General features: G+C 71.9%; 22 protein-coding genes. 8 read left to right on the forward strand and 14 right to left on the reverse strand.

From position 1 onward, the window contains the following. Window positions 1-103: 103 nt before the first annotated feature. Window positions 104-550, reverse strand: coding sequence for an SRPBCC domain-containing protein (locus tag ABZT47_RS01255; protein ID WP_354834751.1), 447 nt, complete (start codon window positions 548-550; stop codon window positions 104-106). Then, window positions 547-888, reverse strand: a complete 342-nt coding sequence (locus ABZT47_RS01260) for a metalloregulator ArsR/SmtB family transcription factor (RefSeq protein ID WP_354834754.1) — start codon at window positions 886-888, stop codon at window positions 547-549. Before ABZT47_RS01260 ends, ABZT47_RS01255 begins: the two co-directional genes overlap by 4 nt. Window positions 889-1,151: 263 nt before the next feature. On the opposite strand from ABZT47_RS01260, the gene ABZT47_RS01265 reads away from it, so the two are divergent. Continuing rightward, window positions 1,152-3,209 (forward strand): N-acetylmuramoyl-L-alanine amidase, encoded by a 2,058-nt coding sequence (locus tag ABZT47_RS01265; RefSeq protein WP_354834757.1) that lies wholly within the window; start codon window positions 1,152-1,154, stop codon window positions 3,207-3,209. Window positions 3,210-3,340: 131 nt separating this feature from the next. Here the strand turns inward: ABZT47_RS01265 and ABZT47_RS01270 are convergent, their stop codons facing one another. Both ABZT47_RS01270 and ABZT47_RS01275 read right to left on the reverse strand, forming a co-directional pair. Further along, a complete protein-coding gene (locus tag ABZT47_RS01270; RefSeq protein ID WP_354834760.1) occupies window positions 3,341-4,729 on the reverse strand; it encodes a glycine--tRNA ligase in 1,389 nt (462 codons plus the stop codon). 190 nt (window positions 4,730-4,919) lie between these two features. Then, window positions 4,920-5,204 carry an antibiotic biosynthesis monooxygenase family protein gene (locus ABZT47_RS01275; RefSeq protein ID WP_354834763.1) on the reverse strand — a complete coding sequence of 95 codons (285 nt, stop codon included), beginning with the start codon at window positions 5,202-5,204 and terminating at the stop codon, window positions 4,920-4,922. Between the two features lie 80 nt (window positions 5,205-5,284). On the opposite strand from ABZT47_RS01275, the gene ABZT47_RS01280 reads away from it, so the two are divergent. Beyond that, on the forward strand, window positions 5,285-5,743 hold the full coding sequence (locus ABZT47_RS01280) for a DUF6703 family protein (protein WP_354834766.1): 459 nt from the start codon (window positions 5,285-5,287) through the stop codon (window positions 5,741-5,743). Between the two features lie 26 nt (window positions 5,744-5,769). On the opposite strand, the gene ABZT47_RS01285 is transcribed toward ABZT47_RS01280, so the two are convergent. The 4 genes from ABZT47_RS01285 to ABZT47_RS01300 all read right to left on the reverse strand — a co-directional run bounded on the left by ABZT47_RS01285 (window position 5,770) and on the right by ABZT47_RS01300 (window position 8,886). Beyond that, window positions 5,770-6,159: a Fur family transcriptional regulator gene (locus ABZT47_RS01285; RefSeq protein WP_354834769.1), complete on the reverse strand. Its 390-nt coding sequence runs from the start codon at window positions 6,157-6,159 to the stop codon at window positions 5,770-5,772. Between the two features lie 74 nt (window positions 6,160-6,233). Next, window positions 6,234-7,067, reverse strand: coding sequence for a metal ABC transporter permease (locus ABZT47_RS01290; protein ID WP_354834772.1), 834 nt, complete (start codon window positions 7,065-7,067; stop codon window positions 6,234-6,236). Then, on the reverse strand, window positions 7,064-7,819 hold the full coding sequence (locus tag ABZT47_RS01295; RefSeq protein WP_354835438.1) for an ATP-binding cassette domain-containing protein: 756 nt from the start codon (window positions 7,817-7,819) through the stop codon (window positions 7,064-7,066). The genes ABZT47_RS01290 and ABZT47_RS01295 overlap by 4 nt, the downstream gene beginning before the upstream one ends. Window positions 7,820-7,893: 74 nt before the next feature. Beyond that, window positions 7,894-8,886 (reverse strand): metal ABC transporter substrate-binding protein, encoded by a 993-nt coding sequence (locus ABZT47_RS01300; RefSeq protein WP_354834775.1) that lies wholly within the window; start codon window positions 8,884-8,886, stop codon window positions 7,894-7,896. A 208-nt stretch (window positions 8,887-9,094) separates the two neighbouring features. Between ABZT47_RS01300 and ABZT47_RS01305 the strand changes: the two genes are divergently transcribed. After that, the gene (locus ABZT47_RS01305; RefSeq protein ID WP_354834778.1) at window positions 9,095-9,643 is read left to right on the forward strand and encodes a CGNR zinc finger domain-containing protein; all 549 of its coding nucleotides are present in this window, start codon (window positions 9,095-9,097) and stop codon (window positions 9,641-9,643) included. Window positions 9,644-9,747: 104 nt separating this feature from the next. Here the strand turns inward: ABZT47_RS01305 and ABZT47_RS01310 are convergent, their stop codons facing one another. Together ABZT47_RS01310 and recO are read right to left on the reverse strand one after the other, a co-directional pair. Continuing rightward, window positions 9,748-10,521 (reverse strand): isoprenyl transferase, encoded by a 774-nt coding sequence (locus tag ABZT47_RS01310; protein ID WP_354834780.1) that lies wholly within the window; start codon window positions 10,519-10,521, stop codon window positions 9,748-9,750. A 98-nt stretch (window positions 10,522-10,619) separates the two neighbouring features. Next, a complete protein-coding gene (gene recO / locus ABZT47_RS01315; protein ID WP_354834783.1) occupies window positions 10,620-11,348 on the reverse strand; it encodes a DNA repair protein RecO in 729 nt (242 codons plus the stop codon). 302 nt (window positions 11,349-11,650) lie between these two features. Between recO and ABZT47_RS01320 the strand changes: the two genes are divergently transcribed. Together ABZT47_RS01320 and ABZT47_RS01325 are read left to right on the forward strand one after the other, a co-directional pair. Further along, window positions 11,651-13,228, forward strand: a complete 1,578-nt coding sequence (locus ABZT47_RS01320; protein ID WP_354834786.1) for a CDP-alcohol phosphatidyltransferase family protein — start codon at window positions 11,651-11,653, stop codon at window positions 13,226-13,228. Further along, window positions 13,225-13,944 carry a DUF5941 domain-containing protein gene (locus ABZT47_RS01325; protein WP_354834789.1) on the forward strand — a complete coding sequence of 240 codons (720 nt, stop codon included), beginning with the start codon at window positions 13,225-13,227 and terminating at the stop codon, window positions 13,942-13,944. Before ABZT47_RS01320 ends, ABZT47_RS01325 begins: the two co-directional genes overlap by 4 nt. Before the next feature lie 46 nt (window positions 13,945-13,990). On the opposite strand, the gene ABZT47_RS01330 is transcribed toward ABZT47_RS01325, so the two are convergent. Together ABZT47_RS01330 and ABZT47_RS01335 are read right to left on the reverse strand one after the other, a co-directional pair. Beyond that, entirely contained in the window at window positions 13,991-14,716 is a 726-nt protein-coding gene (locus tag ABZT47_RS01330; RefSeq protein WP_354834792.1) for an ABC transporter permease, read from the reverse strand. After that, window positions 14,713-15,474, reverse strand: coding sequence for an ATP-binding cassette domain-containing protein (locus ABZT47_RS01335; protein WP_354834795.1), 762 nt, complete (start codon window positions 15,472-15,474; stop codon window positions 14,713-14,715). The genes ABZT47_RS01330 and ABZT47_RS01335 overlap by 4 nt, the downstream gene beginning before the upstream one ends. Before the next feature lie 93 nt (window positions 15,475-15,567). On the opposite strand from ABZT47_RS01335, the gene ABZT47_RS01340 reads away from it, so the two are divergent. Further along, a complete protein-coding gene (locus ABZT47_RS01340) occupies window positions 15,568-16,035 on the forward strand; it encodes an Lrp/AsnC family transcriptional regulator (RefSeq protein ID WP_354834798.1) in 468 nt (155 codons plus the stop codon). Between the two features lie 36 nt (window positions 16,036-16,071). On the opposite strand, the gene ABZT47_RS01345 is transcribed toward ABZT47_RS01340, so the two are convergent. Further along, on the reverse strand, window positions 16,072-16,530 hold the full coding sequence (locus tag ABZT47_RS01345) for a hypothetical protein (protein ID WP_354834801.1): 459 nt from the start codon (window positions 16,528-16,530) through the stop codon (window positions 16,072-16,074). Window positions 16,531-17,192: 662 nt separating this feature from the next. On the opposite strand from ABZT47_RS01345, the gene ddaH reads away from it, so the two are divergent. Continuing rightward, window positions 17,193-17,993, forward strand: a complete 801-nt coding sequence (gene ddaH / locus ABZT47_RS01350) for a dimethylargininase (RefSeq protein WP_354834804.1) — start codon at window positions 17,193-17,195, stop codon at window positions 17,991-17,993. Then, a complete protein-coding gene (gene rocD / locus ABZT47_RS01355; protein ID WP_354834807.1) occupies window positions 17,990-19,258 on the forward strand; it encodes an ornithine--oxo-acid transaminase in 1,269 nt (422 codons plus the stop codon). Before ddaH ends, rocD begins: the two co-directional genes overlap by 4 nt. Window positions 19,259-19,312: 54 nt before the next feature. On the opposite strand, the gene ABZT47_RS01360 is transcribed toward rocD, so the two are convergent. Continuing rightward, on the reverse strand, window positions 19,313-20,188 hold the full coding sequence (locus ABZT47_RS01360; RefSeq protein WP_354834810.1) for an endonuclease/exonuclease/phosphatase family protein: 876 nt from the start codon (window positions 20,186-20,188) through the stop codon (window positions 19,313-19,315). Window positions 20,189-20,426 lie beyond the last annotated feature (238 nt).

Below are 20,426 nucleotides of genomic sequence, written 5' to 3' on the forward strand. Positions count from 1 at the left end.
TTCGCACGCGGCCAAGGCCCGCCCTAGGTCGCGGAATTGACCACGATCAGGGGTTCCACCGGAGGTCTTCGCACGCCGTCGGGTGCCGCACGAGGGCGCGGGTTCACATGCGGTCGAGGACGGCTCGCAGGCCGCGCAGGACGCCCGATCGCCAGCCGCCGCCCATGATCCGGCGGGCGCGCTGCTGGAGCGGGTTCCCTGGGTCGAAGCCCTCGTGCAGGAGGAACAGCCGGGTGCCCCTGCCCTCCGGCTCCAGCGTCCAGGTGATCGTCCAGTCGGCGTCGTTGCCGGGGTCGGCGTCCCGCCAGCCGATGCGGAGCATCCTGCCGGTCTCGAAGGCGAGGACTTCGGCCAGGACCGTGCCGGAGAAGCCGGTGCCCGGCATGGGAACCGCCCGCATGGTGTACCGATGGCCGACCTGGAGCCGGAAGTCGCCGGGCATCAACCACCGGGCGAGCAGGTCGGGCTCGGTCAGGGCCCGCCACACCTTGGCGGGCGGATGCGGCAGGAACTCGTCGAGGTGGACGACGGCCGGGTCGTCGCCGGTCATCGCTCGTCGTCCATCTGGTCGAGCAGGTCGCGCAACCCGGCGAGCCGCTCGCGCCAGAACCGCTCGAAGGGGCTGAGCCACTGCTGCACCTCGTTCAGCGGCACGGCTTCTAGCCGGTAGAGCCGCTGGCGGCCGACCTTGCGCTCGGCGACCAGCCCCGCCTCTCGCAGCACCCGCAGGTGTTCGGAGAAGCTCGGGCGGGCCATCGTGAAGTTCCCGGCCAGCCGCTGCACCGGCTGCGGCCCCTCGTCCCTGAGCAGCCGCAGCACCTCGCGCCGCACCGGGCTGGCCAGCGCGGCGAAGACCAGATCCTCCGCCGGAGCGTGTGTGGGTGGCATGCGTCCCACTATACGTAGGAGATTTCCTACCTGTCATCCCGGCCCGCTTCGGCGCCGCTGATGCCGGGCGGGGCGGCGTTCCGCATGAACGTCACATAGGAGTGCAGAAGACCTCGCCAGGTGAAGGCGGTCTTTGACACGCCGCATGACAAGCAGTGGATCGGGCGACGGCAAGTCGTAAGGTGACCGTCGATATCCCGGGCTCACGCAGTCCCGCAGGAGCGTTCGCACTGCCCGCGTGACTGCCTGAGAAAGGGTCCTCCATGCGCAGAACGCCGGCCGCCGCCGTCCCGCTGGCGGCCTCGCTGGTCCTCGCGGGCCCCGCCTCCCCACCCGCCTGGAGCGCTCCGGCGCCCGCGTGGTCCCGGCATCAGGCCTCCGGGGCCACGCCTGCCCGGTCCCAGCAGGAGCCGTCCGTAGCCGCGCCCGCCCTGTCCGGACAGAAGGCGTCCATAGCCGCACCCGCCCTGTCCGGACAGAGGGCGTCCATAGCCGCACCCGCCCTGTCCGGACAGAGGGCGTCCGGGACCACGCCCGCCCGATCCCAGCAGGAGGCGTCCGGGGCCGCGCTGTCGCGGCAGCGGGCGTTCCAGGTCGCGGCGGCCAGGTACGGCGTCCCGGAGCAGATCCTGCTCGGCGTCTCCTACCTGGAGTCACGCTGGGACGCCAACCAGGGACTGCCCAGCACCTCCGGCGGATACGGGCCGATGCACCTCACCGACCCCCGCCTCGCCCTGCACGGCCGTCACGGGCCCGGGACGGCCGAGCGGGCCGCCCGGCTCACCGGCATCCCGGCCGACCGGCTCGTCCGCGACCCGGACGCCAACGTGCTGGGCGGCGCCGCACTGCTCGCCCGCCACCAGAAGGCGCTCGGCCGGTCCGCGAGCCGTGACCCGGCCGGTTGGTTCGACGCCGTCGCCCGGTACTCGGGCGCCACCGAGGCCGGCAGCGCCCGCCGGTTCGCCCGCGAGGTCTTCGCCCTGATCGAGCGGGGCGCGGGCCGGGTCACCGACGACGGCCGGCAGGTTTGGCTGCCCGCCGCACCGGAGATCGCTCCGCGCATGGAGCACGTCGAGCGCGAGGGGCCGCCCGAGGCCGGGGCCGGGAGGGCCGAGTGCCCGAAGGGCCTTGCCTGCGAGTGGCTGCCGGCGCCGTACCGCGAACTGCCCGGCGGCGGCTACGGCAACCACGACCGGTCCGACCGGCCGCGCCGGCACCGCATCGACTACATCGTCATCCACGACACCGAGGAGACCTACGGCAAGACGCTGCGGCTGGTGGACGACCCGGCGTACGTGAGCTGGCACTACACCATCCGCTCCTCCGACGGGCACATCGCCCAGCACGTCCGCGCCCGGGACGTCGCCTGGCACGCCGGGAACTGGTACTTCAACGCCAAGGCCATCGGCATCGAGCACGAGGGGTTCATGGCCAAGGCGGGCGCCTGGTACACCGAGGCGATGTACCGCGCCTCCGCCCGGCTCGTGCGCTACCTGGCCCGCCGGTACGGCATCCCGCTGGACCGCGCGCACATCCTGGGCCACGACAACGTCCCGGGCACCGTGCCGGGCACGGTCGCCGCGATGCACGTCGACCCCGGGCCTTACTGGGACTGGGGCCACTACTTCGAGCTGCTGGGCAACCCGATCAGGTCCACCGGCGGCGACCGCGGCGGCCTGGTGACGATCAGGACCGACTACGCGCGCCACCGCCCGCGCTACACCGGATGTGCGGAGCCGGGCGAGCCGTGCCCGCCGCACGGGTCGTCATCGGTCTGGCTGCACACCGCGCCCAGCGACGACGCCCCCCTGGTCAGGGACGTCGGCCGCAGGTCGGACGGCGCGTCGACCCACGACGTCCACGACCACGGCGCGCGGGCGACCACCGGCCAGCAGTTCGCCGTGGCGGGTCGCAGCGGCGACTGGACGGCCATCTGGTATCTCGGCCGGCGTGCGTGGTTCCACGACCCCGACGACGCGCCGACCGCCGTCAACGCCACCGGGCTGGTCGTCACGCCCGGACCCGGGCGCGCGAGCGTGCCGGTGTACGGCAGGGCCTACCCCGAACCCCAGGCGTACCCGAAGGGAGTGCCCGTGCAGCCGATCGTGCCGTTGCAGTACACCATCCAGCAGGGGCAGCGGTACGCGGTCGGCCTGGCGACGCACGGCGAGTACTACCACTCGACCTCCTTCGACGAGAAGGCCCACCGGCTGGTCCGCGGCCGCACGATGTACTACCAGGTGCAACTCGGCCACCGCGTGGCCTTCGTCAAGGCCGACGACGTGGAGATCATGCCCTCCACCACCGACCTACCCGGCTGAGGCGTCCCATCAGGACACGCGCCTCCGCCGATCTACCGCGGGTGTACGCCGGCACGCGGGAGCCCCTGGACCGCATCCCCGGAGGCGGCCGCCGCGGGGGGCGGCCGCCATGCTCGGGCGTGCGGGCGGGGTCAGTCGTTGAGGTGCTGGCGGAGGTAGGAGTCGACCTGGTCGAGGGCGATGCGCTTCTGGGCCATGGAGTCGCGTTCGCGGATCGTCACGGCGTGGTCTTCGAGGGTGTCGAAGTCGACGGTGACGCAGAACGGCGTGCCGATCTCGTCCTGGCGGCGGTAGCGGCGGCCGATCGCCCCGGCGTCGTCGAACTCGACGTTCCAGCGGCGGCGGAGCTGGGTGGCCAGGTCACGGGCCTTGGGCGACAGGTCGCTGTTGCGTGACAGGGGCAGCACCGCCACCTTGACCGGCGCGAGGCGGTGGTCAAGCCGCATGACCGTGCGCTGCTCCATGACGCCCTTGGCGTTCGGGGCCTCGTCGACCGTGTACGCGTCGATCATGAAGGTGAGCGCGCAGCGGTCGACGCCGGCGGCCGGCTCGATGACGTAGGGCACGTAGCGCTCGCCGCTGTCCTGCTCGAAGAACGACAGGTCGGTGCCGGAGGCGGCGGCGTGCGTGGTGAGGTCGAAGTCGGTGCGGTTGGCCACGCCCTCGAGCTCACCCCACTCGGAGCCGGTGAAGTTGAAGCGGTACTCGACGTCCACCGTGCGCTTGGAGTAGTGCGACAGCTTGTCCTTGGGGTGCTCGTACAGCCGCAGGTTGTCGCGGTTGATGCCCAGGTCGATGTACCACTGCAGGCGCGTGTCGATCCAGTACTGGTGCCACTCCTCGTCGGTGCCGGGCTTGACGAAGAACTCCATCTCCATCTGCTCGAACTCGCGCGTGCGGAAGATGAAGTTGCCCGGGGTGATCTCGTTGCGGAACGACTTGCCGATCTGGCCGATGCCGAACGGGATCTTCTTGCGGGACGACTGCTGCACGTTGAGGTAGTTGATGAAGATGCCCTGCGCGGTCTCGGGGCGCAGGTAGGCGAGGCCCGAGTCGTCCTCGACGGCGCCGAGGAAGGTCTTGAGCAGGCCGTTGAACATGCGCGGCGCGGTGAAGGCGCCCTTGGTGCCGCAGTTGGGGCAGGTGAGGTCGGCCAGGCCGTTCTCGGGGGCCCTGCCGCCGTGCTTCTCGGCGTAGGCCTCCTCGAGGTGGTCGGCGCGGAAGCGCTTGTGGCACGACTGGCACTCGGTCAGCGGGTCGACGAACTCCCTGACGTGGCCGCTCGCCTCCCAGACCTCGCGCGCCAGGATGACCGAGGAGTCGAGGCCCACGACGTCCTCGCGGCCCTGGACCATGGACTTCCACCACTCGCGCTTGACGTTGTTCTTGAGCTCGACGCCGAGCGGGCCGTAGTCCCAGGACGCGCGCAGACCCCCGTAGATCTCGCTCGACGGGTAGACGAGCCCGCGGCGTTTGGCGAGGCTGACGATCGTGTCCATGATGTCGGTACGGCGGGCCATCAAGAATCTCCATCCGGCTGGCGGTCGGGGTTGGGTTGGTCGATCAGAGGGCGCGTCACCTGCCCGATCACTCCAAGCTTAGGGGAACCGCCGACGCGACCAGCCCACAATCACCCGCGCGCCCCGGGGAGCCTGCCCGCGGACGGCCCCGGCGGCCTCCTGCGAGGCTTCCCGGGCTACCGCAGGACGGTCATTCCGGGCTGCTGGCGATGATCTCGAACGCGCTGGGCTCGTTGATCATCAGGGTCATGAGCGGGTACATGTCCATGCGCGCCGCCGACAGGGCACGCCGGTAGTAGCCGGCCCCCTCCCACTCGCTGACCAGCGCCCACAGGTCGGGCTCGTCCACCGACCTGCCGATGTGCCCGCCGAGGAACCCGGTCTGGGCGGCCAGCGTGGCGAGGATCGTCCTGGCGCCGTCCACGAACTCCCCGGCCTGCGAGCCGGGCACCGAATACCTGATGAGCGCGAGCATGCCGCCCAGCATGCCAGCCGCCGCGGGATGCGGCGGACGGCGGCCTGCAGGCTGGGGGCGTTCGCCGTTAGGCTCGAACCGTGGCCGACAAGCACACGCGCGGTGACTCCTCGCGCTCCTCGTCTTCTTCGGCGTCCTCTCCGGCGTCATCTTCGGCGGCGCGCGGGCGCGCCGTCCCCGCCCACCCGCTGGCGCGCGACCGGCGTCCCGCCCCCCGGCCGCTGCCCCCGGGCGAACAGTTCCTCACTCCCGGCGCGACGGGCCTGCGCGCAGCGGTCGAGCGCAAAAGCGCGGTGCCGCTGGTGTTCCTGTACGGACTGCCGCGCTGGATCATCCCTGTCGTCCTGGTGATCCTGCTGCTGGTGGGCTTCGCCGTCGCCGACTGGCGAGGCGGCATCGCAGTCCTGCCCGTCCTCGGTTTCGTGGTGTGGCTGGCGTACATGTCGTGGCCGTCACTCGGGCACTGGGCACGGCTGATGCGGGTGGCCATGGCCGCCTTCCTCATCGCCATGGCGGCCAGCCGCTTCGGCCTCTTCTGACGCGTCTCGGGGGACGGTCAGGACGGTCAGCCGGTGGGGGTGGTGGTGGCGCAGGAGGCGCAGGTGCCGAAGATCTCCAGGGTGTGGGTGATCGCCGTGAAGCCATGCTCGGCCCCGACGACCTCCGTCCAGCGCTCGACGTCCGGGCCGGCCACCTCGACCGTGCGGCCGCAGTCGCGGCAGACCAGGTGATGGTGGTGTGTGCCGGTGGCGCACGCCCGGTACACGCATTCGCCGTCGTCGGTGCGCAGGACGTCGACCTGGCCGGACTCGGTCAGCGTCTGCAGCGTCCGGTACACCGTGGTCAGCCCGATCTTCGCGCCGTCGGCGCGCATCTGGGCGTAGATGTCCTGGGCGCTGCGAAAACCGTCGCTGTGGGTGAGGATCTCCCGCACGGCGGCCCGTCGGGTGGTCATCGGCGCACCTCCTCTCGCGTGTGTCCTGTCCGCCTGGCCTTTGCCTTCACGTGCGGTGAGCACGCGACCGCCGGTCATGGAGCGGCCTCGCGGGCGCGGCTCCGCCGGAGCAGCCGACCGGCGCCGAGCGCCAGGACGAAGCCGGCGAGGGCCAGCAGGACGATCGCCGCGCCCGGCGCGACGCTCGCGTAGAACGCCGAGGTCAGCCCGCCGACCGTCGCCACGACGCCGAGGACCATCGCCAGTGCCATCGTCGTGCGAAAGCCGCGGGTGAGCTGCTGGCTGGTGGCCACGGGGACCACCATGAGGGCGCTGACCAGCAGCAGCCCCACCACGCGCATCGCGATCACGACGGTCAGCGCGGCGGTCACGGCCACGAGCAGGCTGAGGAAGCGCACCGGCAGCCCGTTGACCTTGGCGACCTCCTCGTCCTGGCACAGGACGAACAGTTCGCGGCCGAACGTCGCCACCACGCCGAGCACGAACGCGGCCAGCACGGCGATCACCCACACGTCCTCGGTGGTGACGCTGCTGATCGACCCGAACAGGTACGACGTCAGCGTGGCGTTGCTGCCGCCGGGGGCGAGCCCGATCAGCATCACGCCGCCCGCGATGCCGCCGTAGAACAGCAGGGCCAGCGCCACGTCGCCGGTCGTGCGGCCCCGGGCGCGGACCAGTTCGATCGCGACGGCCCCGAGGATGGAGACCAGCACCGCGGTGAGCACCGGGGCGGTGCCGGTGAGGAACCCGAGCGCGACGCCGGTGAGCGCCACGTGGCCGATGCCGTCGCCGAGCAGGGCGAGCCGCCGCTGGACGATGAAGGTGCCCACCGCCGGGGCGGCGAGGCCGACAAGAAGCGCGGCGATCAGCGCGCGCACCATGAAGTCGTACTGGAAGATCTCGATCATTGCGTCGTCCCCGAACCGATCGGGCCGCCGGCCACGTCGTAGGCGGGCGGGCGCTCCCGCTCGTGGCCCGGACGCGGGTGGCACCCCGTGCCGCCGCCGGTCGCCGGCCCGTCGTGGGCGACCCTGCCGTCCCGCAGGACGATCGACCGGGTGATGAGCGGGGCCATCGGGCCGATCTCGTGCGCCACCAGCAGGACGGTCTTGCCCTGCCGCACCAGGGTCGTGAGCGTGCCGGCCAGGTCCGCCTGGCTCTCGGCGTCCACGCCGGCCGTCGGCTCGTCCATGACGAAGGCGTCGGGCTCACCGGCCAGCGCGCGGGCGATGAGCACCCTCTGCTGCTGACCGCCGGACAGCCAGGCCACCGGGTCGCCGGCGCGGCCGGTCAGGCCGACGGCGTCGAGCGCGTCCGCCACCGCCGCGCGGTCCTGCCGGCCGGCGGGACGCAGCCGCCGTTGCCGGGCGACGCGGCCGGAGGCCACCACCTCGCGAACCGTGGCGGGGACGCCGCCGCCGACCGAGAGCCGCTGCGGGACGTACCCGACGCGCCACCATTCGCGGAAGCGGCCGGGCGGCACGCCGAACAGCTCGGCGGAGCCGGCCGACAGCGGGGTCAGCCCGAGCAGGGCGCGGACGAGCGTCGACTTACCTGAGCCGTTCACGCCGAGGATCGCGACCACCTCCCCGGCCTCGATGCGCAGGTTCACCCCGCGCAGGACCGGCCGCCCGTCCAGATGGACGTGCCCGTCGGTCATGGCGAACGCGGCGGGCGCGCCGGCGGTCCGCGGCGCCGGCCCGGAGACGCCGGCCGCCTGTGCTGATCGGGTCATCATGAGCATCCAAGCGCGGTGCGGAGGACGGAGAGGTTCTGGCGGGCGGCGGACAGGTAGTCCCCCGACGCCGGGCGGCTCTCGATGGGGTTGAGGACCGCGGTCGTGGCGCCGACCTCCTTGGCGAGGACCGCGGAGACCTTGGGGCTGAGGAGTTCCTCGGTGAAGATGGTGGTCACCTTCTCCCGCCGGGCCGCCGCGGCCACCTCGGCGATGCGCGCCGGGGACGGTTCGGCCTCGGGGTCGAGGCCGCTGATGCCCACCTGCTTCAGGCCGTACCGGTTCGACAGGTAGCCGAACGCGGCGTGCGAGGTGACGATCGTGCGGCCGGCGCAGGTGGCGAGCCCCTTGCGGAACTCCTCGTCCAGGGCCCTGAGCTCCCCCGCGGTGGTGTTCGCCCTGCCGGTGTACGCGGAGGCGTGCGCGCCGTCCGCCTGCCCGAGCCTCTTGCCCAGGTCGGCGGCCACCGTTGCCAGGCGGTCGGGGTCGAGCCAGAGGTGGGGGTCGTAGGACACCGGCTCGTGCGCCTCGCCTCCCCCGGCCTGCTCCTGGTGCTCCTGCTCACCGGTGCCGGTGAGGACGGGAACCAGGGAGGCGGCGTCGAACGCCTTGTCCGGCGCCTGCTGCTGGACGGCCTCGTCGACGGCCGGCTGGACGCCCTTGATGTAGACGACCAGGTCCGCCCGCTGGATGTCGGCGATCTGGCGCGGGGTCAGCTCAAGGTCGTGCGGCTCGACGCCGGGCCGCGTGAGGCCGGTGACCGCGGCGTCCGGCCCGCCGACGCGCGTCGCCAGCCATTCGAGGGGATAGAAGGCGGCGAGCACCTTGGGGCCGCCGGAAGGGCCCGCGCTCCGCGTGGAGGCGGAGTCGGCGGGAGCGCACGCGGCGGCGGTGAGCAGGGCCGCCAGGGCGGCGAGGACGCTCAGGAAGGTGGTGGGGCGGCGGGGATATGTCGATCGTGCACAGTGATCGTACCTGGACGAAAAGGGCATCACACTGCCGAGTATCGCGCAAAATGAAAACCGTTGTCAAAACCGTCCGCCACCTTCGCGAGTCCGCCCACCCCGCACGCAGGGAGTGTCCCCGTGGCGGCGGGTCACGGGATACGCTTCCCTGGCGGTGGAGACCGGGATGTGATGCCGTCCGCGCCGCGCCCCGGTGACCCGCGCCCTGTCCACGACCGGCCCGGCAGGAGACGACATGCCGTTCAGCCATGACATGGTGTGCTCGCTGGCCGCCGTGGCCGACCTGGTCAACACCGCTCCCGAGACGGGCGGGCTCGACGGGCTCACGAGCGTCGCGGAGCTGGACGCCTACGTCCGGCGCAACGAGCTGAGCGGCGTCGAAGGCGTCGGCGCGGGCGACCTGCGAGAGGTCCGCGCGCTGCGCGCCACGTTCCTCGCGATCTTCGCCGCTCCCGACTCCGCCTCGGCGGTCGCGCTGCTGAACGTGCTGCTCGAGCGCACGCGCATCACCGCCCACCTGACCGAGCACGACGACTACCCCCTCCACGTGCACTACTTCGCCAAGGGGGCGCCGGTGGCCGAGCACCTGGCCGCCGAGCTCGGAGTGGCCCTGGCCCACCTGCTGGTCGACGGCGAGTGGGAGCGGCTGCGCACCTGCGCGGCCCCCGACTGCGGGCGGGTCTTCGTGGACGAGTCCCGCAACCGCTCGCGCGTCTACTGCGACAGCCGCACCTGCGGCAACCGCATGCACGTCGCCGCCTACCGGGCCCGGCGCCGGGCCTGATCGCGGCGGGCCCGGGCGGCACGGCCAGACCCGGTTGGAGGCGGCCAGACCCGGCTGGGGAAGGTCGGACCCGGCTGGGGAAGATCAGACCTGGTTGGGGAAGGTCAGACCTGGTTGGGGAGGGCGCCGCCGTAGCGGCGGTCGCGCTTGGCGTAGATCTCGCAGGCCTGCCACAGGTCGCGGCGGTCGAAGTCGGGCCAGAGCTGGTTGAGGAACACCATCTCGGCGTAGGCCGACTGCCAGAGCAGGAAGTTGGAGGTGCGCTGCTCGCCGGAGGAGCGCAGGAACAGGTCGACGTCGGGGATCTCAGGTTCGTCGAGGTAGCGGGCGAAGGTGCGCTCGGAGACCTTGTCGGGCCTGACCCGGCCGGCGGCGATGTCCTGGGCCAGCCGCACGGCGGCGTCGACGATCTCGGCCCGGCCGCCGTAGTTGACGCAGAACTGCAGGGTCAGCGTGCGGTTGTCCCGCGTCATCTCCTCGGCGTCCTGCAGTTCCTTGATGACGCTCTTCCACAGCCGCCCGGGACGGCCGGCCCAGCGCACCCGCACGCCCATGGCGTGCAGCTCGTCGCGGCGGCGGCGGATGACGTCCCGGTTGAACCCCATGAGGAAGCGGACCTCGTCGGGCGAGCGCCGCCAGTTCTCGGTGGAGAAGGCGTAGGCGGAGAGGTTGGGGATGCCGAGCTCGATCGCGCCCTCGATCACGTCGAACAGCGACGCCTCGCCCGCCTTGTGCCCCTCGGTCCGCGGCAGCCCGCGCGTCTTGGCCCAGCGCCCGTTGCCGTCCATGACGATGGCGACGTGCCGGGGGACCAGATCGCGGGGGATCGGCGGCGGGACGGCGCCTGAGGGGTGCGGGGTCGGCGGGCGGACTCTCACGGTCTGCTTCTCCTGTGGGTGTGTGTCGGAAAGGCGCGCGGCCGCGGAGCCGGCCGTCGTGCCGGGTCCGGCGGCGGCGCGCCCGGGCGCGCCGGCCTTCAGACGCGTTCGACGTGCCGTAGCGAGCGTATTCCGTGTTCCAGGTGCCATTGCAGATAGGCGGCGACCAGCCCGCTGCACTCGGCGCGGTGGCGGGACTCCGAGGCGTCGGCGGAGGCCCAGTCGCCGCGGGTCAGCGCGATCATGAGGCCGATCGTCTCGGCGGCCGGGACGGCGGCGCCCGGCGGGCGGCACCCGCCGCACACCACGCCGCCCGCGGCGATGGCGAAGGCCCTGATCGCAGGGGTCGAACAGCGGGCGCAGGACTCGAGGGCCGGCGCGTACCCGGCCACGGCCAGGGAGCGCAGGAAGTAGGCGTCCAGGACGAGCCTGGCCTCGTGGCCGCCCTCGACCAGGGTGCGCAGGCCGCCGAGCAGCAGCAGGAACTGCCGCAGCGCGGGCTCCTTCTCCCCCACGGTGAGCCGGTCGGCGGTCTCGAGCATGGCGGTGCCGGCGGTGTAGCGGGGGTAGTCGGAGACCAGCCCCTCCCCGTACGGGCGGAGCGTCTCGGCCTGGGTGATCACGTCGAGCGAGCGCCCGGTGTGCAGTTGGAGGTCGACGTGGGTGAAGGGCTCCAGCCGCGCGCCGAACCTCGACTTGGTGCGCCGCACGCCCTTGGCGACCCCGCGGACCTTGCCGGTGCGCTTGGTCAGGACCGTGACGATGCGGTCGGCCTCGCCCAGCTTCTGGGTGCGCAGCACGATGCCCTCGTCGCGGTACAGGTTCACCCGCCCAGTCTAGGGACGACGCGACACCTCCGATGGACGAATCGGACGCGCTCGCCGGCCGCCGGCCGGCGCGTGGGAGGGTGGAACCGAACGGTCGCGGGTCGGGAGGCGGCGCATCGCGCGAGCAAATCGGGCGAGCGCCCATGAGACTCGTAAATCCGGATGCGCCTCCCGGAAGCGACGAATCGATCTCGGGTCAACCCTGGATGGCATCCTTAGGAAGAACAGTCACTAAACTTTGCCCCCTGGCGACACCCCCTGAAAATCGCCTCCGCCCCCTGCACGCTGCCTGAAAGGGTGACATGACCCGCGTGGTCCTGCTGGGCGCCTCGCCCGGCCCGATCGGTTCCCCTGAACCACACGTCCCGCCCGGTCGCCTGGCGCTGACGTCGCTGCCCGGTTCGCCCACCGTCCTGGACCGGCTGTACGGCCAGGTCACGGCGATGGACCCCGACCCGATCGCCATCGTGCGCCCCGAGGAGGCCGGCGACCACCGCCGCTTCCCCGGCCAGGTCGTGGAGTCCGCCGACCTCGCGGCCGACCTGCGCGCGCTGGCGGACGCCGCCGAGCAGGCCACCGACAACCTGTTCCTCATCCCGGCCGGCGTCGTGATCCACGACGAGCTGATCTACCAGATCACCAAGGCCAAGCGCGGAGCGCTGGCGCTCATCGCCAGGGAGCCGCGCCCGGAGGACGAGAACGGCGAGCGCATCGGGTACGAGATCCCGATCGAGGAGGCCGAGCCCGAGATCGGCGACCACATCTACGAGGGGCTGCCGGTGCGCGCGCGCGTCGGCCGCTCCCGGATCATCTCGGTCGGCTCGGCCCACCACGCGGTCACCCGCCCCAACGCGGTGCTGCTCGGCCCGCTCCACCTGCACCAGCGCCACGCGGCGACGCTCGCCGAGGCGGCCCGCGAGCTGGCCGACCTGGCCCACCTGTTCGGCCCCGAGGACGACCTGGTCCAGCTGCTGGCGCTCGGCCTGGTGCGCAAGGGCGTCTCGCTCGGCAGCCGCGGCCGCAGAGACCTGTTCTTCAGCCGCGTCGGCACGCAGGCCGAGGCCGACGAGGCCGTGGCCGTCATGGCGACCTACGACGAGGACCGCGCGCGCCTGAACAACGCGGTCAAGGGCGCCGACGGGTTCTTCACCACCTACTTCGTCAGCACGTACTCGCGCTTCATCGCCCGGTGGGCGGCGCGGCGCGGCCTCACGCCCAACCAGGTCACGCTCATCTCGATCGCCCTCGGCGTGCTGTCGGCGGTGGCCTTCGCCACCGGCACGCGGGCCGGCGCGGTGACGGGCGGCCTGCTCATCTACTTCGCCTTCGTCTTCGACTGCGTGGACGGCCAGGTCGCCCGGTACGCCCGCAAGTTCGGCGTGCTCGGCGCGTGGCTGGACGCCACCTTCGACCGCGCCAAGGAGTACGTCGTGTTCTTCGGCCTGGCCGTCGGCTCGGCCGTGGCCGGTCAGGGCGACGTGTGGACGCTGGCGCTGATCGCCCTGTCGGTGCAGTCGGTGCGGCACCTGCTCGACTTCTCCTACGGCGCGGCCAGCAGGCGCAGGCCGCCGAACCCGCTGCCGACCCTGGCGCTGACCGTCCCCGACGACCGGCCGCTGCGCGACGCGCTGGAGAAGCGCAAGGCCTCGCGCACCGGCGGCGTGCGCGGCCTGCTGAAGATGTGGACCAGGGCCGGGCGGTTCCGCGCCGTGCACTGGGCCCGCAAGATGATCGTCTTCCCCATCGGTGAGCGGTTCGCCGCCATCGCGATCACCGCGGCTCTGTTCGAGCCCCGGGTCACGTTCCTCACGCTCGTGATCTGGGGTTGCGTGGCGGCCGCCTACACCCTCACCGGACGTCTCATGAGGTCGCTCGCATGATCACCCACCCGCAGGCCGCATCCGTTCCCGTCCCCGACCCCGACGAGGAGCGCCGCCGCATCCAGACGGCCCGCCTGCTCGCCTACCGTGACGACGGCCCGCTGGTCGCGCTGGTGCGCGGCAAGCTCGGCCCCGGCCTGCCGCCGGTCCCGGCCGGGCTGGCCACGCTGCTGGCGGTGGCGGCCATCGGCGCGACGGGCGTGCTGTCCGCCGGCCGCGGCGCGATCATGCTGCTGCCGGTGCTGGTGATGGTGCTGCTGATGGTGCCCACCGCCCCGCGCGACCACCTCGGGCGCTTCGACTGGCTGGTCCCGCCGCTGATCAGAGGCACCGAGTTCCTCGCGATCATCGTCCTCGGCCTGGCCTCCGGCATGCCCAAGTGGCTGCTGTTCGTACTGATCTACGTGATCGGCTACCACACCTACGACACGGTGTACCGGACGCGGCAGAGCATCTGGCCGGCCCCCTGGGTGTTCCAGGCCGGGCTCGGCTGGGAGGTCCGGCTGCTGCTGCTCGGCGTGGGCGCCGCGCTCGGCGTGCTCACCTGGGTGGTCGCCGTGATGTCGGTGTACCTCGGGGTGCTGTTCGCCATCGAGAGCATCACGAGCTGGGTGCGGCTGGACAAGCAGACGGCGCTCGCCCAGGCGTCCGACGACCTGGAGGCCTCCCCCGAGGACGCCCTGGAGCAGGCCACCGGCGAGGCCGAGAAGGCCTAGCGGCGCGGCGCCCGCCCCGCGAGGCGGGCGCCGGCCATGGGTGCGGTCAGGCGTTCTCGGCCTGGAAGCGCCGGGTGCCGACGATGAGGCACCCGACCGTGAACAGCGCCGTCACGCCCGCGCCGAGGAGCGCGGCGCCCGAGGTGTAGGACCCGGCGAAGCACGCGCGCAGCCCCTCCACGGCGTAGCGGAACGGGGTGAGCCGCGACAGCGCGTCCAGCCACGCCGGCGCCAGCGACATGGGCAGCAGCGCCCCCGACAGCAGCAGCAGCGGCACCAGGACGGTGCTCATGATGGGCGCGAACAGGTCGGGGTTCAGCGTCAGCGCGAGCGCGTACGACAACGCCGACAGACCGGCCGCGAGCAGCAGCATGAGCGTCAGGCCGAGCAGCACGCCCGGCAGCGGCGCGCGCAGCCCGAAGGCCCACCCGAGCGCGACCAGCGCGACGGCCTGCACCAGCAGCACCAGGACGTCTTTCAGCACCCGGCCGAGCAGCAGGGACATGCGGCTCGCGGGCGTGACGCGCAGCCGTTCGAGCACCCCGGCGCGCTGGTCGAAGACCACGCCGAACCCGCTCATGCCGGCGCTGAACAGCCCGAGCTGCACCAGCAGACCAGGGACGAGCACGTCCCACGAGCCGACGCCGCTGCGGGCGAACAGCGGGCCGAACAGCACCAGGTACAGCACGGGCTGCAGCGCGCCGAAGACCAGCGCGAGCTTGGTGCGCATGACCTCGCGCACGTAGTGCCGGGCGAGGATGAGGCCGGTCACGCGGCGGCCCCCTGGTCGCGCAGCGCGCGGCCGGTGACGGCGAGGAAGACCTCGTCGAGCGTCGCCGCGGGGCCGATCTCGGCCTTCAGCGCCGCGGGCGCGCCCTCGCGGACGATGCGCCCGCCGTCGATGATCAGGACGCGGTCGCACAGCGCGTCCGCCTCCTCCAGGTAGTGGGTGGACAGGAACACCGTCAGGCCGTGCTCGGCGCGCAGCCGCCTGACGTGCTCCCACAGGCCGGCCCTGCTCTGCGGGTCCAGGCCGGTGGTCGGCTCGTCCAGGAACAGCAGCGCGGGCTCGTGGAGGAGCCCCATCGCGATGTCGACGCGCCGCCGCTGACCGCCCGAGAGCGACGCGGCGGGACGGGCGTCCATGCTGGCCAACTCCAGCCGGCCGAGCAGTGCCTCCACCCGTGACCGGGCGGCCGCCGCGTCCATCCCGTACAGCCGCGCCTGCAGCCGCAGCTCGTCGCCGACCCGCGAGGCGGGGCCCACGGTGCCGCCCTGGGGGACGTAGCCGATGCGCCTTCTGACCTCGGCGGGCTCGGCGAGCAGGTCGCGGCCGGCGACGGTGGCCGTGCCGCCGGTGGGGCGCAGCAGCGTGGTGAGCATCCGGAGGGTCGTGGTCTTGCCCGCGCCGTTCGGGCCGAGGAAGCCGACGATCTCGCCCGGGGAGACGTCGAGGTCGACGCCGCGCACGGCGTCCACGGTGGCGGCTTTGGAGGTGTAGGTCCTGCGGAGACCTCTGGCGTGAATCATGTCGAGCACAGTAACACCAAAATTGGTGTCACTTAAAGATTGGAGTGACCCCGGGCTGTGTGCGGAATACGGTCCGGCTGTATACAGGTCTCCGTGGAGTTGGACGCGCTTGATCGTGCGATCGTGGGGGCCCTGGTCGAGGACGCCCGGTCGACCTATGCCGAAATCGGGCATCAGATCGGTCTTTCGGCCCCCGCGGTCAAGCGGCGCATCGACCGGCTGCTGAGCAGTGGCGCCATCACCGGCTTCACCGCCCGCGTCGAGCCGTCCGCCCTGGGCTGGACCACCGAGGCCTACGTGGAGCTGTTCTGCCGGGGCAAGACCTCCCCCGCCGAGATCGGCCTGGCCGTCTCCCGCCACCCCGAGGTGATCTCCGCCTGCACGATCACCGGCGAGGCCGACGCCCTGCTGCACATCCGCGCCAAGGACGTCCGGCACGTCGAGCAGGTCATCGAACGGGTGGCCGCCGAGCCGTTCGTCATCCGGACCAAGAGCGCGATCGTGCTGTCCCGCCTGATCGACACCCCGCACGCCCGCGACGCGATGCCGCAGTCGTCCTGACCCTCGCCCGGCGGGCCCCTCCAGCCCATATGGCGCCTACGAGGTGCCGCTGTACAGGGTGGCGAGGCTCCCGCACATACCATTCGACGAGCCGATCCACAGGATCGTGAAGCGGTAACCCTGGCTTCTCCTGGTGACGGCCTCGGCGCAGAAGGCTGGACGCATCTCCTCAGGTGTGGTGGTCCGGGGGACGTCGAGCGGCAGCCTCTTCAGCAGCCAGCAGACTCCGCTGTCGACCAGGGCGTCGATGTCCCCCCGGACGACCGCGACCATGCCGATCGACCACGGGGTGGCGTCGTGGTGGTACACCCCGACCGCCAGGTGGTCGGTCTCATAGGCGCACTCCGCCGCGTCGTTGACCGCGTTCACCCGGGAGATGAACCGTTCGAGCCCGCCCCGGAACTCTCTGAACTTCTCCGACTCCCCTTCGGGGATGAAACCGACGACCTCTTCGGCCAGGCCCGCGATGCTGACGCAGGGGTTCTGCGTGATCACACTGATCCCGTCCGCCGATGGGAAGTCGGGCAGTTGGGACCGCGTGATGGGCCCCGGCTGGGGGCACACCGGCCCTTTGGGCTTTTTGCTCTTCTTCGGTTTCTGGACCTGCCCCTGCTCGGTCTCCGTGGCGTTCGAGCCTCCCCCGGAGTCCTCGTCCGGACATGACGTGGCCAGAAGGCAGAGCGAGACGAGAACGATCAGAAAGCTGACCGTGACGGAACGGCCGGCCGCGAACACGGACACACGAGATCGACGACGCATCAGGCTTCCCCCACCGATGTCCGGCACTCACCCTTACCTGCCTATCGTCGTCACATCCTCGTCCGGGCCGGGGGGCGCAGCGACGTCCCGGTCCACTCAGCGGACCGCCGCCCGCCGGCCATGTGATCGCGGACATGACCGCGGCGCCAGGACGGCCCGCGCGACGTCACACCGCCGACATCGTGCCGACACGGCGGCGAAACATAGCGGGCCCCGGAGGAGGGGGCCAGGAGGAGATCTAAAACAGAGCAGCAGGATCGCCGCAACGGATCGCCGCGAACCGGGCCGAGCACGCAACCGATCGACGTGGGCGCGCAAGCTCCGCACCTGGTTCACGGCGATCGTCGTTTCTAGGCTGATGCCATCCCTGACCAGCCGTTTTCCCGACGGAGTGATAGATGGCGCACAGCCGGCACTACCTCATGTGTCGTCCCGACCACTTCGCGGTCGAGTACGCGATCAACCCTTGGATGGACCCGGAGGCCGGCGCCGACGCCGCCACCGCCGTGCGCCAGTGGGAGGGGTTGAAGGACGCCTATGAGGAACTGGGGCACAAGGTCAGCCTGATCGACCCGATCGACGGCCTGCCGGACATGGTGTTCGCCGCCAACGGGGCCCTGGTGGTCGGCGGGCGGGTGTACGGGGCGCGGTTCGCGAACGCCGAGCGCGCCGCCGAGGGCCCCGCCTACCTGCGCTGGTTCACCGACAACGGTTTCGCGACGGCCATGGAGCCCACCGAGACCAACGAGGGCGAGGGCGACTTCCTCACCCTCGACGAGGTGATCCTGGCCGGCACCGGCTTCCGCACCGCCATCACCGCGCACAAGCAGGCCCAGGAGTTCCTCGGCCGCCCGGTGGTGACCCTCCAGCTCGTCGACCCCCGCTACTACCACCTGGACACGGCGCTGTTCCCGATCGACGGGCGCAACGTGGCCTACTACCCGGGGGCGTTCTCGGCGGGCAGCCGCGAGGTGCTCCGCCACATGTTCCCCGACGCCGTGCTCGCCTCGGCGGAGGACGCGGCGGTGCTCGGCCTCAACGCCGTCAGCGACGGGCACAACGTGGTGATCAACGTCGAGGCCGGCGAACTGGCCCTTGAGTTGAAGCGCCGCGGCCTCAATGTCATCCCCGTCGACCTCAGCGAGCTGCGCAAGGCCGGCGGCGGTCCGAAGTGCTGCACCCTGGAGATCCGCGTATGAGCACCACCGACGAGATCATCGAGCTGAGCGAGCGGCGCAGCGCGCACAACTACCACCCGCTGCCCGTCGTGGTCAGCGAGGCGCGCGGCGCGTGGGTGACCGACGTGGAGGGCAGGCGCTACCTCGACTGCCTGGCCGGCTACTCCTCCCTCAACTTCGGCCACGGCAACCCGGCGATTCTCAACGCCGCCCAGGAGCAGCTCCAGCGGGTGACGCTGACCAGCCGCGCCTTCTTCCACGACCGGTTCGCCGACTTCTGCGCGGGCCTCGCCGACCTGTGCGGCAAGGACATGGTCCTGCCGATGAACACCGGCGCCGAGGCCGTCGAGACGGCGGTCAAGGTCGCCCGCAAGTGGGGGTACGAGGTCAAGGGCGTCGCCCCCGGCCGGGCCGAGATCATCGTCATGGACGGCAACTTCCACGGCCGCACCACGACGATCGTCAGCTTCTCGACCGACCCCGACGCGCGCGACGGCTTCGGCCCCGCGACGCCCGGCTTCACGATCGTGGAGTACGGCTCCGCCGAGGCGGTCCGCGAGGCGATCACTCCCGACACGGTCGCGGTGCTGCTCGAACCCATCCAGGGCGAGGCGGGCGTGCTGGTGCCCCCGGCCGGCTACCTCATCCGGGTCAGGGAGATCTGCACCGAGAACAACGTGCTGTTCATCGCCGACGAGATCCAGTCGGGCCTCGGCCGCACCGGCGACACCTTCGCCTGCGAGCACGAGGGCGTGATCCCGGACATGTACGTGCTGGGCAAGGCGCTCGGCGGCGGCGTCGTCCCGGTGTCCGCCGTCGTCGCGGACGCCTCCGTCCTCGGGGTGATCAAGCCGGGGCAGCACGGCTCGACCTTCGGCGGCAACCCGCTGGCCTGCGCGGTCGGCGGCGCCGTCCTGGACCTGCTGAAGACCGGCGAGTACCAGGCTCGGGCGCGCGAGCTCGGCGCGCTCCTGCACGAGCGGCTGCGCGCCCTCATCGGGCCCGCCGGCGAGGGCGGCCACGGCGTCGTCGCGGTGCGGGGACGCGGGTTGTGGGCCGGGGTGGACATCGACCCCTCCATCGCCACCGGGCGCGAGGTCTGCGAGGCGCTCATGCGGCGCGGGGTGCTGGCCAAGGACACCCACGGCTCGACCATCCGCCTCGCCCCGCCGCTGGTGGTCTCGGAGGAGGACCTCAACTGGGCCGTCGACCGGCTCGCCGACGTCCTCACCGAACTGTCCGGTTCCACCGAACCCGCCAGGACGCCGGAACTGTCCGGCCGTTAGCCCTTCCGGACACCTCCCGGGTGCGGCACCGCGCCGGCCGCACCCGAGCGGGGGTCACCCGAGCAGCGTCACCTCGCCGTACAGCAGCTTGTGGTCGGAGCAGTCGCCGCCGCCGGCGCTGGAGCAGGTACCACCGTGGACGACCCTCGACGTCATCTGCGCATCGAAGCGGCCCTGGTTGGCGAAGATGTAGTCCAGCTTGCCCTCGCCGTGCGTCGGCTCCCCCTTGTTGGGCTCCTGCCAGGCCACCTCGTAGAACTTGCCGCCGCCCCCCGCCTCGGGGGCGTACATCCGCTGCAGGTGCCAGCCGGGCGTGGCGTTGAAGTCGCCGGCCAGGATGTAGTGCCGCTGGTCGATGTCGGCGGAGAACTTGCTCGCGATCGCCGCCGCCTGAGCCTGGGCGTTGCCGTCGTTCGGATCGGTGTGGATGGAGCAGGTCCGCACCGGGCGGGCGAAGGCGGCGGTCAGGCAGGTGAAGCCGCGGGTCTCGGTGGTCCGGCTCTCCACGATGTTGTTACCGCTGAACCAGTAGTCCTTCTCCTGGCTGATCGCCGCCTTGGTGAAGATGGCGTTGCCCGCCCAGATGTCGGCGCCGATCCAGCCGTTGCACGCGTTGACCGAGCTCGATGCCCTGCCGAAGTGCCACGACATCGAGATGCCGTTGGCGCGTAACCTGTCCCGCAGGTACGTCGCCTGGCTGTGGCAGATCTCGTTCAGCGTGACGATGTCGGGGTCGAGTTCCTTGACCTTCTGCACCAGCCGGTCGATGACCGGGCCGTCACCGTCGTTCCTGGCGGCTCCCGCGATGTTCCAGTGCAGGACCTTGACGGTCTGAAGCGGCGCGGCCGACGCCTCGGTGGTGAGGGTCGTACTGAGCACAACCGCGGCGACGAGGCCGGACACGACGGCCGGCAGACGTCTGAGATGCATCGCTTTCCTCCTGGACAAGCGCGCTGTGGGGGACCCCGGGCGCCCGTTCCGCAGGCACCCGGTCGCTCCGAACGATCATCACCCGCGCCGCCGCCGGCCGGTAGGGGGGCTCGGATAGGCGCTCAAAGAGACCCTCGCCTGGTGGCGCGCCGAGAAGGCCGCCTGAGATGGTCCGGCGGTACCGGAGGGCAACGCTTCCCCGCCCTACCGGATTGTGCATAAATCGACAAATGCCGTG

Origin of the sequence: Sphaerisporangium sp. NPDC005289 (assembly GCF_040607455.1) — a bacterium.
Taxonomy (GTDB): Bacteria; Actinomycetota; Actinomycetes; order Streptosporangiales; family Streptosporangiaceae; genus Sphaerisporangium; species Sphaerisporangium rhizosphaerae.

What these genes read in the sequence shown, in the direction of transcription:
- ABZT47_RS01360 (WP_354834810.1), bottom strand. Translation starts at nt 20,188, where the DNA reads ATGCATCTCAGACGTCTGCCGGCCGTCGTGTCCGGCCTCGTCGCCGCG.
- ABZT47_RS01335 (WP_354834795.1), bottom strand. Translation starts at nt 15,474, where the DNA reads ATGATTCACGCCAGAGGTCTCCGCAGGACCTACACCTCCAAAGCCGCC.
- ABZT47_RS01320 (WP_354834786.1), top strand. Translation starts at nt 11,651, where the DNA reads ATGACCCGCGTGGTCCTGCTGGGCGCCTCGCCCGGCCCGATCGGTTCC.
- ABZT47_RS01255 (WP_354834751.1), bottom strand. Translation starts at nt 550, where the DNA reads ATGACCGGCGACGACCCGGCCGTCGTCCACCTCGACGAGTTCCTGCCG.
- ABZT47_RS01260 (WP_354834754.1), bottom strand. Translation starts at nt 888, where the DNA reads ATGCCACCCACACACGCTCCGGCGGAGGATCTGGTCTTCGCCGCGCTG.
- rocD (WP_354834807.1), top strand. Translation starts at nt 17,990, where the DNA reads ATGAGCACCACCGACGAGATCATCGAGCTGAGCGAGCGGCGCAGCGCG.
- ABZT47_RS01290 (WP_354834772.1), bottom strand. Translation starts at nt 7,067, where the DNA reads ATGATCGAGATCTTCCAGTACGACTTCATGGTGCGCGCGCTGATCGCC.
- ABZT47_RS01305 (WP_354834778.1), top strand. Translation starts at nt 9,095, where the DNA reads ATGCCGTTCAGCCATGACATGGTGTGCTCGCTGGCCGCCGTGGCCGAC.
- ddaH (WP_354834804.1), top strand. Translation starts at nt 17,193, where the DNA reads ATGGCGCACAGCCGGCACTACCTCATGTGTCGTCCCGACCACTTCGCG.
- ABZT47_RS01285 (WP_354834769.1), bottom strand. Translation starts at nt 6,159, where the DNA reads ATGACCACCCGACGGGCCGCCGTGCGGGAGATCCTCACCCACAGCGAC.
- ABZT47_RS01270 (WP_354834760.1), bottom strand. Translation starts at nt 4,729, where the DNA reads ATGGCCCGCCGTACCGACATCATGGACACGATCGTCAGCCTCGCCAAA.
- ABZT47_RS01265 (WP_354834757.1), top strand. Translation starts at nt 1,152, where the DNA reads ATGCGCAGAACGCCGGCCGCCGCCGTCCCGCTGGCGGCCTCGCTGGTC.
- ABZT47_RS01300 (WP_354834775.1), bottom strand. Translation starts at nt 8,886, where the DNA reads ATGCCCTTTTCGTCCAGGTACGATCACTGTGCACGATCGACATATCCC.
- ABZT47_RS01275 (WP_354834763.1), bottom strand. Translation starts at nt 5,204, where the DNA reads ATGCTCGCGCTCATCAGGTATTCGGTGCCCGGCTCGCAGGCCGGGGAG.
- ABZT47_RS01295 (WP_354835438.1), bottom strand. Translation starts at nt 7,819, where the DNA reads ATGACCGACGGGCACGTCCATCTGGACGGGCGGCCGGTCCTGCGCGGG.
- ABZT47_RS01325 (WP_354834789.1), top strand. Translation starts at nt 13,225, where the DNA reads ATGATCACCCACCCGCAGGCCGCATCCGTTCCCGTCCCCGACCCCGAC.